The following is a 12,218-nucleotide window of genomic DNA, read 5'->3' as shown; positions in this document are numbered from 1 at the left end:
GCTGAATCATTATGTCCAAATTATCTTGGATTTTTTCCTTGCTGTTGTTTCCATTCGGACTCTGGCAGGCGTATGCACTCTTTCTGGAGCATTTTTTATGTCGATATAAAGAATAAGGAGGGATACATATGAGTATCATCGAGATAGAAAACCTCACAAAAAGGTATGGAAGAAATATAGGTATTGAGGACGTGAGTTTCCAGGTTGAGGAAGGGGAGATATTCGGGTTTATCGGACCAAACGGATCAGGAAAAAGTACGACTATTCGTACCTTGCTTTCTATCATTTATCCGACAAGCGGGAAAGCAAGAATATTCGGGAAGGATTCTGTTCGGTATGCAGCTGAGATTAAACAGGATATCGGCTATCTGCCCTCTGAAGTCTTTTATTATGAGAATATGAAGGTAAAGGATTTATTGGCTTATTCGGCGAGCTTCTACCGGAAAGATTGCCGCAAACGAATCTATGAGTTAGCCGATATTATGCAGCTTGATTTGACAAAGCGAATCAATGATCTTTCCTTCGGCAACAGGAAGAAGGTCGGAATTGTCCAAGCTCTCTTGCATGAACCGAAGCTCATAATCTTGGATGAGCCGACTAGCGGGCTTGACCCATTAATGCAGCAAACGTTCTTCCAATTACTCAAGGAGGATAACCGTAAAGGCGCAACCATTCTATTATCATCCCATATACTAAGTGAGGTAGAGCGTCTGTGTGACCGGGTAGCGATTATTAAAGAGGGAAAGGTCGTCGCAGTTGAACATATTAAGGCACTTCAGGAAAAGAAGCATAAGATAATCCGCTTGGAATTCAATGAGCCAATAGACGAGAAAATCTTAATGATTGATGGTGTGTACAATGTAAGTTGGGATGGGGTGAAGGCTGACCTTTGCTATAGGGGAGATATCAATTCGTTTATAAAGGTTATGGCCTTATACAATTTGCGTAATATTTGGATTCATGAACCAGATCTTGAGGACATCTTCCTTCACTATTACCAGAAAGGGGATGAAGGGTGATGAACATCTATCGTCAGGAGCTAAGAGTGAATAGAAACTCAACGGTAATATGGGTTATTTCACTTGTGATGTTAGCTGCCCTCTTTTTATCCTTTTACCCTTCCTTTTATGAGGAAGCAGAGGAGTTTACGAGAATCTTACAGAGCTATCCAGAAGAGGTTTTACTGGCACTAGATATTGATAGCACATTGGTTTCTTCCTACCTTAGCTATTATGCCTATATTTTTACGTATATGTTACTAGGGTTTGCCATACAAGCGATGAACGTCGGAATTGGTCTGGTGAATCGGGAAGTCAACGGAAGGACAGCAGAGTTCCTGCTTAGTAAGCCAGTGAGGCGTTATCAACTATTGTCTAGTAAGCTATTGGCTGCACTGACATGTCTTATCTTTACAAATATCCTATACACGGCTGCCATCTGTTTGCTCTCCCCTATGTTTGCTACTCATGAGGTGGATTACGGCATCCTGCTCCTTTTTTCCGGTGCTGGTCTATGGATGCAATTATTATTTTTGATGATGGGGCTAATCTTGGCCGTGTTTATCCAAGGAATCAAGTCTCCAGTCATTATATCGACCAGCACGGTATTTAGTCTCTATGTTCTTAATATGCTCAGCTCCTTTACTCAAATGAAAGGTCTTCAATATGTAAGTCCGTTCCAGTACTTTGATACGGGGTATATGATTGAACACTCAAGTTATGAGTGGAAGTATATCTGGCTTTTAGCTGCCCTCATTATTGGTGGAGGTTTCTTGGTGTTTACAGCATTTTCTCATAAGGATATCAAGGTATAAGGGGGGACGAAGCATGTATATGGTTCTAAGAGAGCTGAAATCAAATTTGAAAAGCTTATTTTTCTGGGGCCTTGGCATCCTGTTTATTGTTGGAGACGGAATAGTTGAATACGAGGGTTTCCAAAAGAGCGGGAATGCCATTAGCTCTATAATAGGGGCAATGCCAGAATCTTTACAGATCATATTGAACATGGACGGGCTGGATATTACTGATATTCTTGATTATTATACAGTCTTTTTTGCTTATCTTGTCATCCTTTGTGCTGTTCATTCGGTCATGCTGGGATCCTCCATCATCGCAAAGGAGGAACGAGATAAGACGGCTGAATTCTTATTGGCTAAACCAATCTCGAGAGAAAAAATTATCCTTTTAAAGCTAGTGGCAGGGATCATTCAATTGTCGATGATCAATGCAATTGCGTGGATATCCACATTCATAGGGATTTCTTTTTATGAAGAAGGAAAGGGAATGGAGATTGCTTTGCTGATGATGGGGCTGTATTTGGTTCAGTCCATTTTCTTGTTAATCGGTACAGCCATTGCGGCAGTTTGCCGCTCGCCGAAAATAACGATGAGTCTATCAGCAGGTGTGCTGCTCATTTTATACATCGCTTCCATTATGCGCTCGCTGTATTCAGGTCTCGATTTTCTGCATTACCTAACACCGTTTGCTTATATTGATGCTCACCAGCTCATAAATGGAGAAGGGTTTGACGGCTTGTTGATAGGAATAGCAATAATCGTGATGGCCGCTCTCTTTACAATAACCTTAAGAGGGTATTCGAGAAGGGATATGACTCTGTAGGATGTATTGTAATAAAATGGATTGTAAGTATTCTAGAAAAATAGAACTAAAGTCTGTATAATAGTAAAGCAAAAAATTTATTATTATACATCCCATTATAGAAAGAAGATTAGCTATGCTTAGACAATATGTTCGAGATTTGCAAAGTGAATTTGCAGGGTATGGAACAGCGAAGCTCCGACGGGATTTGATGGCAGGGATAACAGTGACAGCAGTTGCTCTTCCATTGTCTTTGGCATTTGGGGTTAGCAGTGGGGCAGATGCGGCGGCTGGCTTGATCACAGCCATTCTTGCTGGTCTGATTATTAGCATGCTCTCAGGCGCATCCTATCAAATTTCAGGTCCGACAGGTGCCATGTCTGCCATTTTGATTGCCATTGTGGCACAGTATGGGCTTGAAGGCGTCTTTATCGCTTGTTTGCTTGCTGGAATCATTCTTGTTCTAGCAGGTATTCTCAAATTTGGCCGCGTTGTATCCATTATTCCTATGCCTGTAATTACAGGCTTTACATCCGGGATTGCGATTATTATCGCGCTTGGCCAGGTTGATAATTTCTTTGGAGTTCAATCCGCCGGAGAAACGGCCATTGAGAAAGTCATGTCTTACTTTGAGCTTGGTTTCCATCCTGATTGGGCGACAGTCGCCATCGGGGTATTGACCGTTCTAATCATGATTTTTTGGCCTAAAAACTGGAATGCCATTATTCCTTCTTCTTTAGCGGCTCTCCTCGTTGTTTTGGGGTTAAATATGGTGCTGAAATTGCCTGTGGATGTCGTCGGAGACATTCCGAAAACCTTCTTCCCTGAAAACAGGCTGGCGTTTGGTGACCTGTCACTTGCGAAGATGGAAGGCCTTCTTTGGCCTGCTATCAGTATCGCGGCACTTGGCATGATTGAAAGTCTGTTATGCGGGGCCTCTGCCGGCCGAATGACTGGCGAGAAAATGAATGGAGACAGGGAATTGGTCGCTCAAGGAATCGGAAATATGATTATTCCATTCTTTGGAGGCGTGCCGGCTACTGCGGCGATTGCCCGTACGAGTGTGGCTATCAAAGCGGGTATGGCTACTCGGCTGACTGGAATCTTCCATGCGGTTGGTCTCCTTCTATCCATGTTTCTCCTTAGTCCCATCATGTCAGCTATCCCGATGTCAGCCCTAGCTGGTATCTTGATGGTGACAGCATGGCGTATGAATGAGTGGGAAAGCATTCATTATTTCTTCTCCCGTAAATTCGGGGGGGCCATCATGAAATTTTCGCTTACTTTGGCCGCGACCGTTGTCTTTGATTTGACCGTTGCCATTGTTGTGGGAATTGTGCTTTCAGCCATTCTATTTGTTATCAATAGCGCTGAAGTTGAGATGAATATCAGCAAGATTGATAATGACAAATTAAAGGAAAAGGGCATTTCCATTTGTGAGGATCATGATCATGTCCGTGTCATTTATTTAACGGGACCGATTTTCTTCGCAACCGTCCATTCCTTAACAAAGCGTTTGGAGGATGCTCATCAAGGTGTGATGATTCTTTCCATGCGCGGCGTATCTTCCATAGATACTTCAGGTGTTCAAGCAATGCTGGAGTTCTGCGAGGCGAAGAAGCAAGAGGGCATCACGATTGTCTTTAGCGGGGTACAGGCGAATGTACTGAAACGCTTTGAGAAAGGCGGGGTACTGGATGTGGTAGGACGAGACCATGTCTACTGGAGTACAGACTTAGCCTTGGCTCAAATGGATATGAATCAGTCAAAGGCTGTTTAATAGGAGAAAAAGCTCTGCGAACCAATCGCAGAGCTTTTTTTATTATGGACGGGAGAGGTCTGTTTCTAAGATGCTATATAACAAGGAATCACGCCAGCCGTCTTTAATAAGCAGGTTCTCTCTCATTCTTCCTTCAAAAGTTAAACCCAACTTCTCCATTACTTTGTAAGAGGCGATGTTCCGAGGGTCACATGTGGCATAAATGCGATGCAAATGCAGTTTCTTGAAACCAAAATCAATCAATAACCGGGCTGCCTCTGTTGCCATTCCTCTCCCCCAAAACCTTGGATGAAGGCTATAGCCAATCTCGCCATTATGAATATCTCTGATATGGAGTTCAGCTGCTCCTGCCAAGCGCTGAGTCTCTGATTCGATAATGGCCAATGCATACCGCTTTCTAGGATATAGGCCGGCATCATATATGTTTTGCCGAACAAAACCGCGAGAATCTTCCTCCGTATTTGGTTCCCATGGCTGATATCGGCAGACCAATTCATTAGAGGCATATTCATGAACAGCGGTCCAATCATCCTCCTTGAATTCGCGTAAGTAAATCTTTTTGCCAGCTAATTTGATGTCCATCTCCTCCTAAACCCTTGAGAAAATCAGTTTCTTTCCTTAAATGTTCCGGCCTTTGAATGAACGGGCGGCGCTGCACTAAGTGTCTTTCCGAATATGATAAATGGCTGCTCCGGATCATCAAGGGGCAGAAATGAATCGCTGATGATGACCCAGCCTTTAGAACGGTATAGGGATATGGCTGGCCAATTGTCTGTCTGTGTAGTTAAGATAGCTCGCTCAAATGGAAGATCGTTAAGCAGCTGGTCATGAAGGAGAGCGCCAATGCCGCGTTTGCGATATTTTGGGTGAACGGCAAGCTCAACAAATTCAAAGCAATTGTTGAGCCAATCATCTGAACCATCTGAGGAGAGATGATCATTCAATAATTCATGATAATATTGGCCGGATAAGGAGGAGTAGCCATAGGCATAGCCAATGATATCTCCCTCATCCATGGCTATATATCCCCGGAATCCCTTGTAGCCAGTATGGCGTTTGATTCGGTCTAAATGGCTTTCGCCCCAGTCATTCCATACCGTTTGATACAGGGAGACAACTGAATGCAAGTTTGATTCACTATCCCATTTCAGAATCTCCATCTTGTTTATCCCCCTACCTCTTGAAAATGCCGCTGATTTGCGCGCATTCCTCAACAGTCAGATGAATGTTCAATGCCTTGATATTTTGCAGTACCTGTTCTGGCTGTTTCGCTCCAGGAATGACAGCATCGATCGTCTCCTGCTTCAAATACCAGGCTAGCACTAGATGAGCAACCTCAGCTTCTTTGGCGGTTGCTATCTCACGAAGCTTTTCCACTTTAGCCAGGTTATCTTCAAAGGCTGCGCCTTGGAAAAGAGGATTACGGCTTCGCCCATCTGTGATTGGTGAATTTTTCGTATATTTGCCTGTTAATAAACCTGAAGCTAGCGGAAAGTAAGGGACAAAGGAGATAGAATGCTCCTTCGCATAAGGAAGCAATTCATCCTCTGCCTGTCTTTTCAACAAATTATATTCAGATTGGATGACATCGACATAGCCGTCCTTATTGGCCTCTTTTAATTGTTCCATCGAGAAGTTGGAGACGCCGATTGCGCGAATTTTCCCTTCATCCTTCAATTTCTTTAAGGCGCCAACAGCCTCATCCTTAGGTGTATGCTCGTCAGGGAAATGGATGTAAAACAAGTCGATGTAATCTGTTCGAAGGCGAATGAGACTGTCTTCAACAGATTTTCTGAGGAAATCAGGCGAATTGTCAACAATCATTTGATCCTCTGCAAATTTATGGGCTCCCTTTGTCGCGATGACCAGCTGCTCTCGCATATCTTTCTCACGTATGACCTCGCCGATTAATTCCTCCGACCGTTCAGGTCCGTATATATATGCCGTATCTATGAAATTAATGCCATGATCAATTGCCGTGCGGACAATTTCTCTGCCAGTCTCCTCATTGAGGTTTGGAAAGAGATTATGACCGCCTACAGCATTTGTTCCAAGTCCAATGGGATTGATATATAAATCTGTTTTTCCAATACACACTTTTTTTGACATAATTATCCTCCTTCGGCTTCGTTGGTCTTATCATAGCAAACAGGCTGGAGGCGAAGGAAATGATAAGGTCTGGAAAAAGCAAAGGGCCCGCGGATTTCTCCATGGGCCCTTATGCAAAGAGGGGTGGGGGTTTATCAAATGGTTCTTGGTCATTTGTTTGTGTGTTCTAAGGTTAGTATAAAACAATTGATAACGATTATCAATATCAATGTAATTAAAATTATGTCAATTTTATTACAGGTTTGAGTAACAGCTGCGAATACATCGCTTTTATAAAGTTATCTTCTAATAGTTGCTGGCTGTGCCTCATCTTCACGATTAGTTGCCTTTTCCTCGTTATCCAATCTTGTAGCCCAATAAGAGGCGATGATTGGGCCAGATATATTATGCCATACGGCAGCAAAGGCACTTGGAAGGGCCGTCATCGGATCGGCGAAATGGACCTTCGCAAGAGATACGCCTAACCCAGAATTCTGCATCCCGACTTCAATGCTGATTGCACGTCTGTCTTGGACGGAAAGCTTTAATAATTTCGCTGCTAGATAACCGAATATAAGTCCAAAGCTATTGTGGAGGAAGACAGCCAGAAAGATTAGAAGTCCCGCTGAAGCGATATTTTCCCTGTTGCCGGCAACGATAGCACTGATGATAATCATGATGGCAAGCACGGAAATAAGGGGAATAATGTTCAAACTTTTCTCTACCACATTCGGTAAAAGCTTGCTTACGGCTAATCCAAGGACAATAGGTATGATAATTACCTGAATAATCGACATAAACATAGCGACCGCATCAACCGGCATCCATTGCCCGGCAAAAATGAGCAAAAGGAATGGTGTCATGATGGGGGCAAGCAAGGTAGAGCATGATGTCATCGTAATGGATAGCGGCACATTTCCTTTTGCGAGATAAACCATGACGTTTGAAGCTGTACCTCCTGGAACGGAGCCGAGGAGAACGAGCCCTGCAGCGAGCGCAGGAGGCAATTGAAGCAAATAAGCTACCCCAAATGCTGCAATCGGCATAATGGTAAATTGGGCGATGAGGCCGATAATGACAGGGATAGGATGGGTAATGACCATCTTGAAGTCTGCTGCCTTAAGCGTTAATCCCATCCCGAACATGACAATCCCAAGGAGAATGGTAATATAGCTGCCGAATCCTAAAAAAGGACTAGGTAAGAGATAGGCAACCACTGCTGTTAGAATAACCAGGACAGCAAAGTATTTGCCGGCATATGTACTGATTACTTCAAATATTTTCATCAGGTTGCCTCCTTCTATAATAATTTATTCGGATTGAGAATATTGTTTGGGTCGAGCGTTTTCTTAATGGCCCGCATTACTTCCAAGGCAGGACCATGTTCCTCCACCAAATATTGTCTTTTCCCGGTGCCAATGCCATGCTCGCCTGTACTGGTTCCTCCGCGGCTCAAGGAAAAGCGAACAATCCGGTCACTGAATTCCTTTGCAGTCTTCACTTCACTTTGATTATTTACATCAATCATCAAGAGAGCGTGGAAATTGCCGTCACCAACATGACCGACAATGCCCCCCATCAGCCCCATTTCATTGAGCATTTCCCGTGTATAATCGACAGAGACCGCCAGCTCAGATATTGGAACACATACATCTGTGACCATTAGCTTTTTCCCTGGGGCTGAATGGATATAGGCGTAAGCAAGATTATGGCGCGCTTCCCATATTTGGTTGCGGGAGGCGAGGTCTTCCTTGAATTCGAGAGAGAGGCAGCCCAAGTCGTTCAGGATTTCTGTGGCGAATTGGATGTCCTGCATTAGGCCGGCTTGATTGCCGTGGAACTCCAAGAATAAGGTGGGCATCTCCTCAAAGGCTGTACCTGAGTGCCGATTAAATTGGCGCATCGAATCCGGGTCAACAAGCTCTACCCGGCCAATTGGTATGCTTGCTTGAATAAGCGAGGTGACAGCAAGGACGGCATCATGAGTGGAGGTAAATACTGCCCGGCCGGCCACCTCATGCTCAGGTATACCATATACACGCAAGGTCAGCTCTGTCATGCAGCCAAGTGTTCCCTCAGACCCGACAAAAATCCCATTAAGATGGAGGCCAGATGAGGATTTTGCCGCAAGAGTACCTGTGTGGATGACACTCCCGTCAGCGAGAACAACTTCCATATCACGGACCTGATCCCTCATTACCCCGTATTTAACGGCAGTCGTGCCGCTCGCGTTTGTTGCAGCCATCCCTCCAAGCGTAGCGTCTGCTCCAGGGTCAACAGAGAAGAATAAGCCATATTTTCTTAATTCCTTATTTAGCTGTGTTCGTGTCACACCAGGCTGGACCTTGACGATTAAATCTTCTGCTCTTATCTCAAGAATCTTATTCATCTCGTTAAAATCTAGACAAATCCCTCCGTCATATGGAATGACATGGCCTTCAAGACTTGTTCCTCTGCCAAAAGGCACAACAGGAATATGATGTTCATTAGCATAAGCAAGGATAGCTGATACCTCGTCGGTTGTATGAGGAAAGATAACGGCATCCGGATATGCCGGCTCATGATAAGATTCATCCTTGCTGTGATTCATCAGAACAGTCTCATTAAGCGAGACTCGCTCTTCTCCGACTATCTCCTTTAAACGATTCACCAATTTACTATCCATCCAATCCCCCTCTTGTTTGTCAGATTTAATTACAAAAGTATTCTAACACAAATTATTGATTTTTTAGAAAAATTAAACAAATAAAAAGCGGGTTTCAGCAATAAAAAAGAAGCATCCATTGCTGCATGCTTCTTTTTATAATGATTATGTTATTGGGTTGGTTCTACTAGATTCGGATTCTCGTCAGTTAGCAATGGCTCTAAACTAGGATCGGATGTGGGTACATTGCTGGCATAGAAGACTGCGAGTGTTGTTGTGAAATAAGGCATGAGATAAATAGAAATTCCGATATTGGCAATAAGGCCAATAATAAGACTGACAGTTCCTACAAGAAAAAGGATAGGATCACTGGCGGTAAAGAAAATGGCTATAAGTCCAATGATGATTAAGGCCGATGGAATGATCACCCATGGCAGGAAGGAAAGAATCAAGATAAATAGTTTCTTCTTCTGGCCATCCATCATACGCCGGCTTTCCGTAATTGCCTGGAAAATGGACACTTCTGGTCTATCACGCAGGATAAAGTAGGTCATAGAATAGGCAAGGGCTTTAATGATTCCAGGGACAATCAGCAAAAGAAGCCACAGAATAGTAAATATATTTACCATAAAGTAGGCTGCGACATTGCGAAGGTAGTTCTGCGTGAATCCGGAGAATAAAGTGCTGACACCAGGATTATTGTATCGGATGAGTTCAAGATGGAACCATTGGTACCCAATATAAAGCGGTCCACTGATTAGAAACATTAACACATAAAATATCCATTCGTTTTCGGGTACTCCCAATATACTCGAAATGATGAAATAGAGAAAGAAAACGCCGATGGCGATTCCCCACTTGCCATTTAGGGCTGACTTGGCAGCGGTTTTGTATGTACTTGTTTTCATTATGCATCTCCTTTTTTTATTTATATCCATATTATGGTTTAATACGAAAAATCCGTCAATTATTATTGAAATATTTGTAATATTCGAGTAACTTATTGCACAACTCTTTGAAACTAGTATAATTGGTAATAATTAACATACCCACCGGTTAGTATGGAGAAGGAGAGGAAGGCATGGATTTTTCTTATACAAGCAAGGTAAAGGAACTAGAACAGAAGCTTACAAGATTTATGGAGGAGTATGTATACCCGAATGAGTCACTATATGAGCAGCAATTAGATGAGCAAGAAAGTCGCTTCAGCGGAATTCCGCCCATCATGGAGGAGCTTAAGGCGAAAGCCAAGGAGCAAGGACTCTGGAATTTATTCCTTCCGGAAAGTGAATTAGGAGCTGGTCTGACCAATTCAGAGTATGCTCCATTATGCGAGATAATGGGACGTTCCTTAATCGGACCAGAGGTCTTCAATTGCAATGCGCCGGATACAGGTAACATGGAGGTGCTTGAACGCTATGGCACCCCTGAACAGAAGGAAAGATGGCTTAAACCATTGCTCAACGGGGAAATTCGTTCTTGTTTCTCGATGACTGAGCCGGATGTCGCCTCATCTGATGCCACAAATATTGAAGCGAGCATTATCAGAGACGGGGATGAATATGTCATCAATGGCCGGAAGTGGTGGTCATCAGGTGCCGGGGACCCTCGCTGTGAGATAGCGATAGTAATGGGAAAAACAGACCGGACTGCAGATCGGCATGAACAGCAGTCAATGATTCTTGTGCCGTTAAACACGCCAGGTGTAAGAATTGAACGGACCTTGCCGGTTTTCGGCTACGATCATGCCCCTCATGGACATGCAGAAATCACGTATGACAATGTGAGGGTTCCGCTTGAGAACATGATTTGGGATGAGGGCAAGGGCTTTGCGATTGCCCAAGGAAGGCTCGGGCCAGGCAGAATCCATCATTGTATGCGATTAATCGGAGCGGCAGAGAGAGCGCTTGAAGTTTTATGTAAGCGCATACAAAGAAGGGTGGCGTTTGGGAAGCCGCTGGCTAACCAAGGGGTGATCCAGGAATGGGTTGCTGATAGCCGCATTGAAATTGAGCAAGCACGTCTGCTGACATTGAAGGCGGCCTATATGATGGATACGGTCGGCAATAAGGAAGCTAAAAAGGAAATCGCGATGATTAAGGTAGTGGCGCCAAATATGGCCCTTCGAGTGATTGACCGGGCTATCCAAGGTATGGGGGCTGCTGGAGTATCAGCGGATTATCCGCTCGCGGCTCAATGGGCGAATGCCCGGACATTACGCTTGGCTGATGGTCCAGACGAGGTGCATAAGGCCCAGCTTGCCAGGCTTGAATTAAAGAAGTACAGAGAGGAGGCTGGATTAAGAAGATGAGCATTCTAGAGATGTTTGAGCTTAAGGGAAAGACAGCGATAATTACCGGCGGAGGAAGAGGTCTTGGTGAACAAATCGCCAAAGGCTATGCAGAGGCGGGCGCTAATATCGTTCTCTGCTCCCGCAAGATTGAGGCTTGTGAAGAGGTAGCACGAGAACTGAAGGAATTAGGTGTAGAGACGCTGGCAATCCAATGTGATGTATCCAACCCTGATGATGTTCTGAAGGTTGTGGATGAAACGATGGAACGATTCGGCCGGATTGATATTCTCGTCAATAACAGCGGTGCCTCATGGGGAGCGCCATCTCTAGAAATGCCATTAGATGCATGGAATAAGGTGATTAATGTAAATTTGACCGGCACATTCCTCATGTCCCAGGCGGTCGGTAAAGTGATGGCTGAGCAGAAAGGCGGCAAAATCGTCAATATAGCCTCTGTTGCTGGTCTTGGGGGTACGCATCCTGACATGATGGACACAGTCGGCTATAACGCGAGTAAGGGAGCTATTATTACGCTCACGAAAGACCTAGCGGTTAAGTGGGGAAGGCATCAAATTAATGTCAATGCGATTGCCCCTGGATTTTTCCCGACAAAGATGTCAAAGGTCTTGATTGAGCGCGGCAGGGACACCCTCGAATATATGACACCGCTTGGACGTCTTGGAGGAGAGGAGGATTTAAAAGGAGTTGCTTTATTCTTGGCTTCAGAAGCTGCCAGGTATGTAACAGGGCAAATCATTGTCGTGGACGGCGGAAAGAGTGCGATGATTTAAAAATGAATGAAATGGGAGATGAAAA

General features: G+C 44.2%; 12 protein-coding genes. 6 read left to right on the top strand and 6 right to left on the bottom strand.

Annotated elements, in window-relative coordinates:
* Nucleotides 1-128 precede the first annotated feature (128 nt).
* From CYL18_RS12560 to CYL18_RS12545, 4 genes are all read left to right on the top strand, one after another.
* Complete coding sequence (locus CYL18_RS12560; RefSeq protein WP_104849864.1) at nucleotides 129-1,019, top strand: ABC transporter ATP-binding protein; 891 nt, start codon at nucleotides 129-131, stop codon at nucleotides 1,017-1,019.
* A complete protein-coding gene (locus CYL18_RS12555; RefSeq protein ID WP_104849863.1) occupies nucleotides 1,019-1,813 on the top strand; it encodes an ABC transporter permease subunit in 795 nt (264 codons plus the stop codon). The genes CYL18_RS12560 and CYL18_RS12555 overlap by 1 nt, the downstream gene beginning before the upstream one ends.
* 13 nt (nucleotides 1,814-1,826) lie before the next feature.
* Nucleotides 1,827-2,618 (top strand): ABC transporter permease subunit, encoded by a 792-nt coding sequence (locus tag CYL18_RS12550; protein WP_104849862.1) that lies wholly within the window; start codon nucleotides 1,827-1,829, stop codon nucleotides 2,616-2,618.
* A gap of 115 nt (nucleotides 2,619-2,733) precedes the next feature.
* Nucleotides 2,734-4,377 carry a SulP family inorganic anion transporter gene (locus CYL18_RS12545; RefSeq protein ID WP_104849861.1) on the top strand — a complete coding sequence of 548 codons (1,644 nt, stop codon included), beginning with the start codon at nucleotides 2,734-2,736 and terminating at the stop codon, nucleotides 4,375-4,377.
* Nucleotides 4,378-4,419: 42 nt separating this feature from the next.
* On the opposite strand, the gene CYL18_RS12540 is transcribed toward CYL18_RS12545, so the two are convergent.
* The 6 genes from CYL18_RS12540 to CYL18_RS12515 form a co-directional block, all read right to left on the bottom strand.
* On the bottom strand, nucleotides 4,420-4,959 hold the full coding sequence (locus CYL18_RS12540) for a GNAT family N-acetyltransferase (protein WP_201741278.1): 540 nt from the start codon (nucleotides 4,957-4,959) through the stop codon (nucleotides 4,420-4,422).
* 23 nt (nucleotides 4,960-4,982) lie between these two features.
* On the bottom strand, nucleotides 4,983-5,537 hold the full coding sequence (locus CYL18_RS12535) for a GNAT family N-acetyltransferase (RefSeq protein WP_104849860.1): 555 nt from the start codon (nucleotides 5,535-5,537) through the stop codon (nucleotides 4,983-4,985).
* 13 nt (nucleotides 5,538-5,550) lie between these two features.
* Nucleotides 5,551-6,486, bottom strand: coding sequence for an aldo/keto reductase (locus CYL18_RS12530; protein ID WP_104849859.1), 936 nt, complete (start codon nucleotides 6,484-6,486; stop codon nucleotides 5,551-5,553).
* Between the two features lie 278 nt (nucleotides 6,487-6,764).
* Nucleotides 6,765-7,751, bottom strand: coding sequence for a bile acid:sodium symporter family protein (locus CYL18_RS12525; protein ID WP_104849858.1), 987 nt, complete (start codon nucleotides 7,749-7,751; stop codon nucleotides 6,765-6,767).
* A 14-nt stretch (nucleotides 7,752-7,765) separates the two neighbouring features.
* Complete coding sequence (locus CYL18_RS12520; protein WP_104849857.1) at nucleotides 7,766-9,130, bottom strand: FAD-binding oxidoreductase; 1,365 nt, start codon at nucleotides 9,128-9,130, stop codon at nucleotides 7,766-7,768.
* Nucleotides 9,131-9,279: 149 nt separating this feature from the next.
* Nucleotides 9,280-10,017 carry a DUF975 family protein gene (locus tag CYL18_RS12515; RefSeq protein ID WP_161497136.1) on the bottom strand — a complete coding sequence of 246 codons (738 nt, stop codon included), beginning with the start codon at nucleotides 10,015-10,017 and terminating at the stop codon, nucleotides 9,280-9,282.
* A gap of 173 nt (nucleotides 10,018-10,190) precedes the next feature.
* Here CYL18_RS12515 and CYL18_RS12510 point away from each other — a divergent pair, with 173 nt between their 5' ends.
* A complete protein-coding gene (locus tag CYL18_RS12510) occupies nucleotides 10,191-11,420 on the top strand; it encodes an acyl-CoA dehydrogenase family protein (RefSeq protein ID WP_104849855.1) in 1,230 nt (409 codons plus the stop codon).
* The gene (locus CYL18_RS12505) at nucleotides 11,417-12,193 is read left to right on the top strand and encodes an SDR family oxidoreductase (RefSeq protein ID WP_104849854.1); all 777 of its coding nucleotides are present in this window, start codon (nucleotides 11,417-11,419) and stop codon (nucleotides 12,191-12,193) included. The genes CYL18_RS12510 and CYL18_RS12505 overlap by 4 nt, the downstream gene beginning before the upstream one ends.
* Nucleotides 12,194-12,218 lie beyond the last annotated feature (25 nt).

Source organism: Pradoshia eiseniae (assembly GCF_002946355.1).
Classification (GTDB): domain Bacteria; phylum Bacillota; class Bacilli; order Bacillales; family Pradoshiaceae; genus Pradoshia; species Pradoshia eiseniae.
Note: the sequence above shows the minus strand (reverse complement) of the source record. Positions and strands in the feature narration are given on the sequence as shown.

What these genes read in the sequence shown, in the direction of transcription:
- CYL18_RS12560 (WP_104849864.1), top strand. Translation starts at nt 129, where the DNA reads ATGAGTATCATCGAGATAGAAAACCTCACAAAAAGGTATGGAAGAAAT.
- CYL18_RS12555 (WP_104849863.1), top strand. Translation starts at nt 1,019, where the DNA reads ATGAACATCTATCGTCAGGAGCTAAGAGTGAATAGAAACTCAACGGTA.
- CYL18_RS12550 (WP_104849862.1), top strand. Translation starts at nt 1,827, where the DNA reads ATGTATATGGTTCTAAGAGAGCTGAAATCAAATTTGAAAAGCTTATTT.
- CYL18_RS12545 (WP_104849861.1), top strand. Translation starts at nt 2,734, where the DNA reads ATGCTTAGACAATATGTTCGAGATTTGCAAAGTGAATTTGCAGGGTAT.
- CYL18_RS12540 (WP_201741278.1), bottom strand. Translation starts at nt 4,959, where the DNA reads ATGGACATCAAATTAGCTGGCAAAAAGATTTACTTACGCGAATTCAAG.
- CYL18_RS12535 (WP_104849860.1), bottom strand. Translation starts at nt 5,537, where the DNA reads ATGGAGATTCTGAAATGGGATAGTGAATCAAACTTGCATTCAGTTGTC.
- CYL18_RS12530 (WP_104849859.1), bottom strand. Translation starts at nt 6,486, where the DNA reads ATGTCAAAAAAAGTGTGTATTGGAAAAACAGATTTATATATCAATCCC.
- CYL18_RS12525 (WP_104849858.1), bottom strand. Translation starts at nt 7,751, where the DNA reads ATGAAAATATTTGAAGTAATCAGTACATATGCCGGCAAATACTTTGCT.
- CYL18_RS12520 (WP_104849857.1), bottom strand. Translation starts at nt 9,130, where the DNA reads ATGGATAGTAAATTGGTGAATCGTTTAAAGGAGATAGTCGGAGAAGAG.
- CYL18_RS12515 (WP_161497136.1), bottom strand. Translation starts at nt 10,017, where the DNA reads ATGAAAACAAGTACATACAAAACCGCTGCCAAGTCAGCCCTAAATGGC.
- CYL18_RS12510 (WP_104849855.1), top strand. Translation starts at nt 10,191, where the DNA reads ATGGATTTTTCTTATACAAGCAAGGTAAAGGAACTAGAACAGAAGCTT.
- CYL18_RS12505 (WP_104849854.1), top strand. Translation starts at nt 11,417, where the DNA reads ATGAGCATTCTAGAGATGTTTGAGCTTAAGGGAAAGACAGCGATAATT.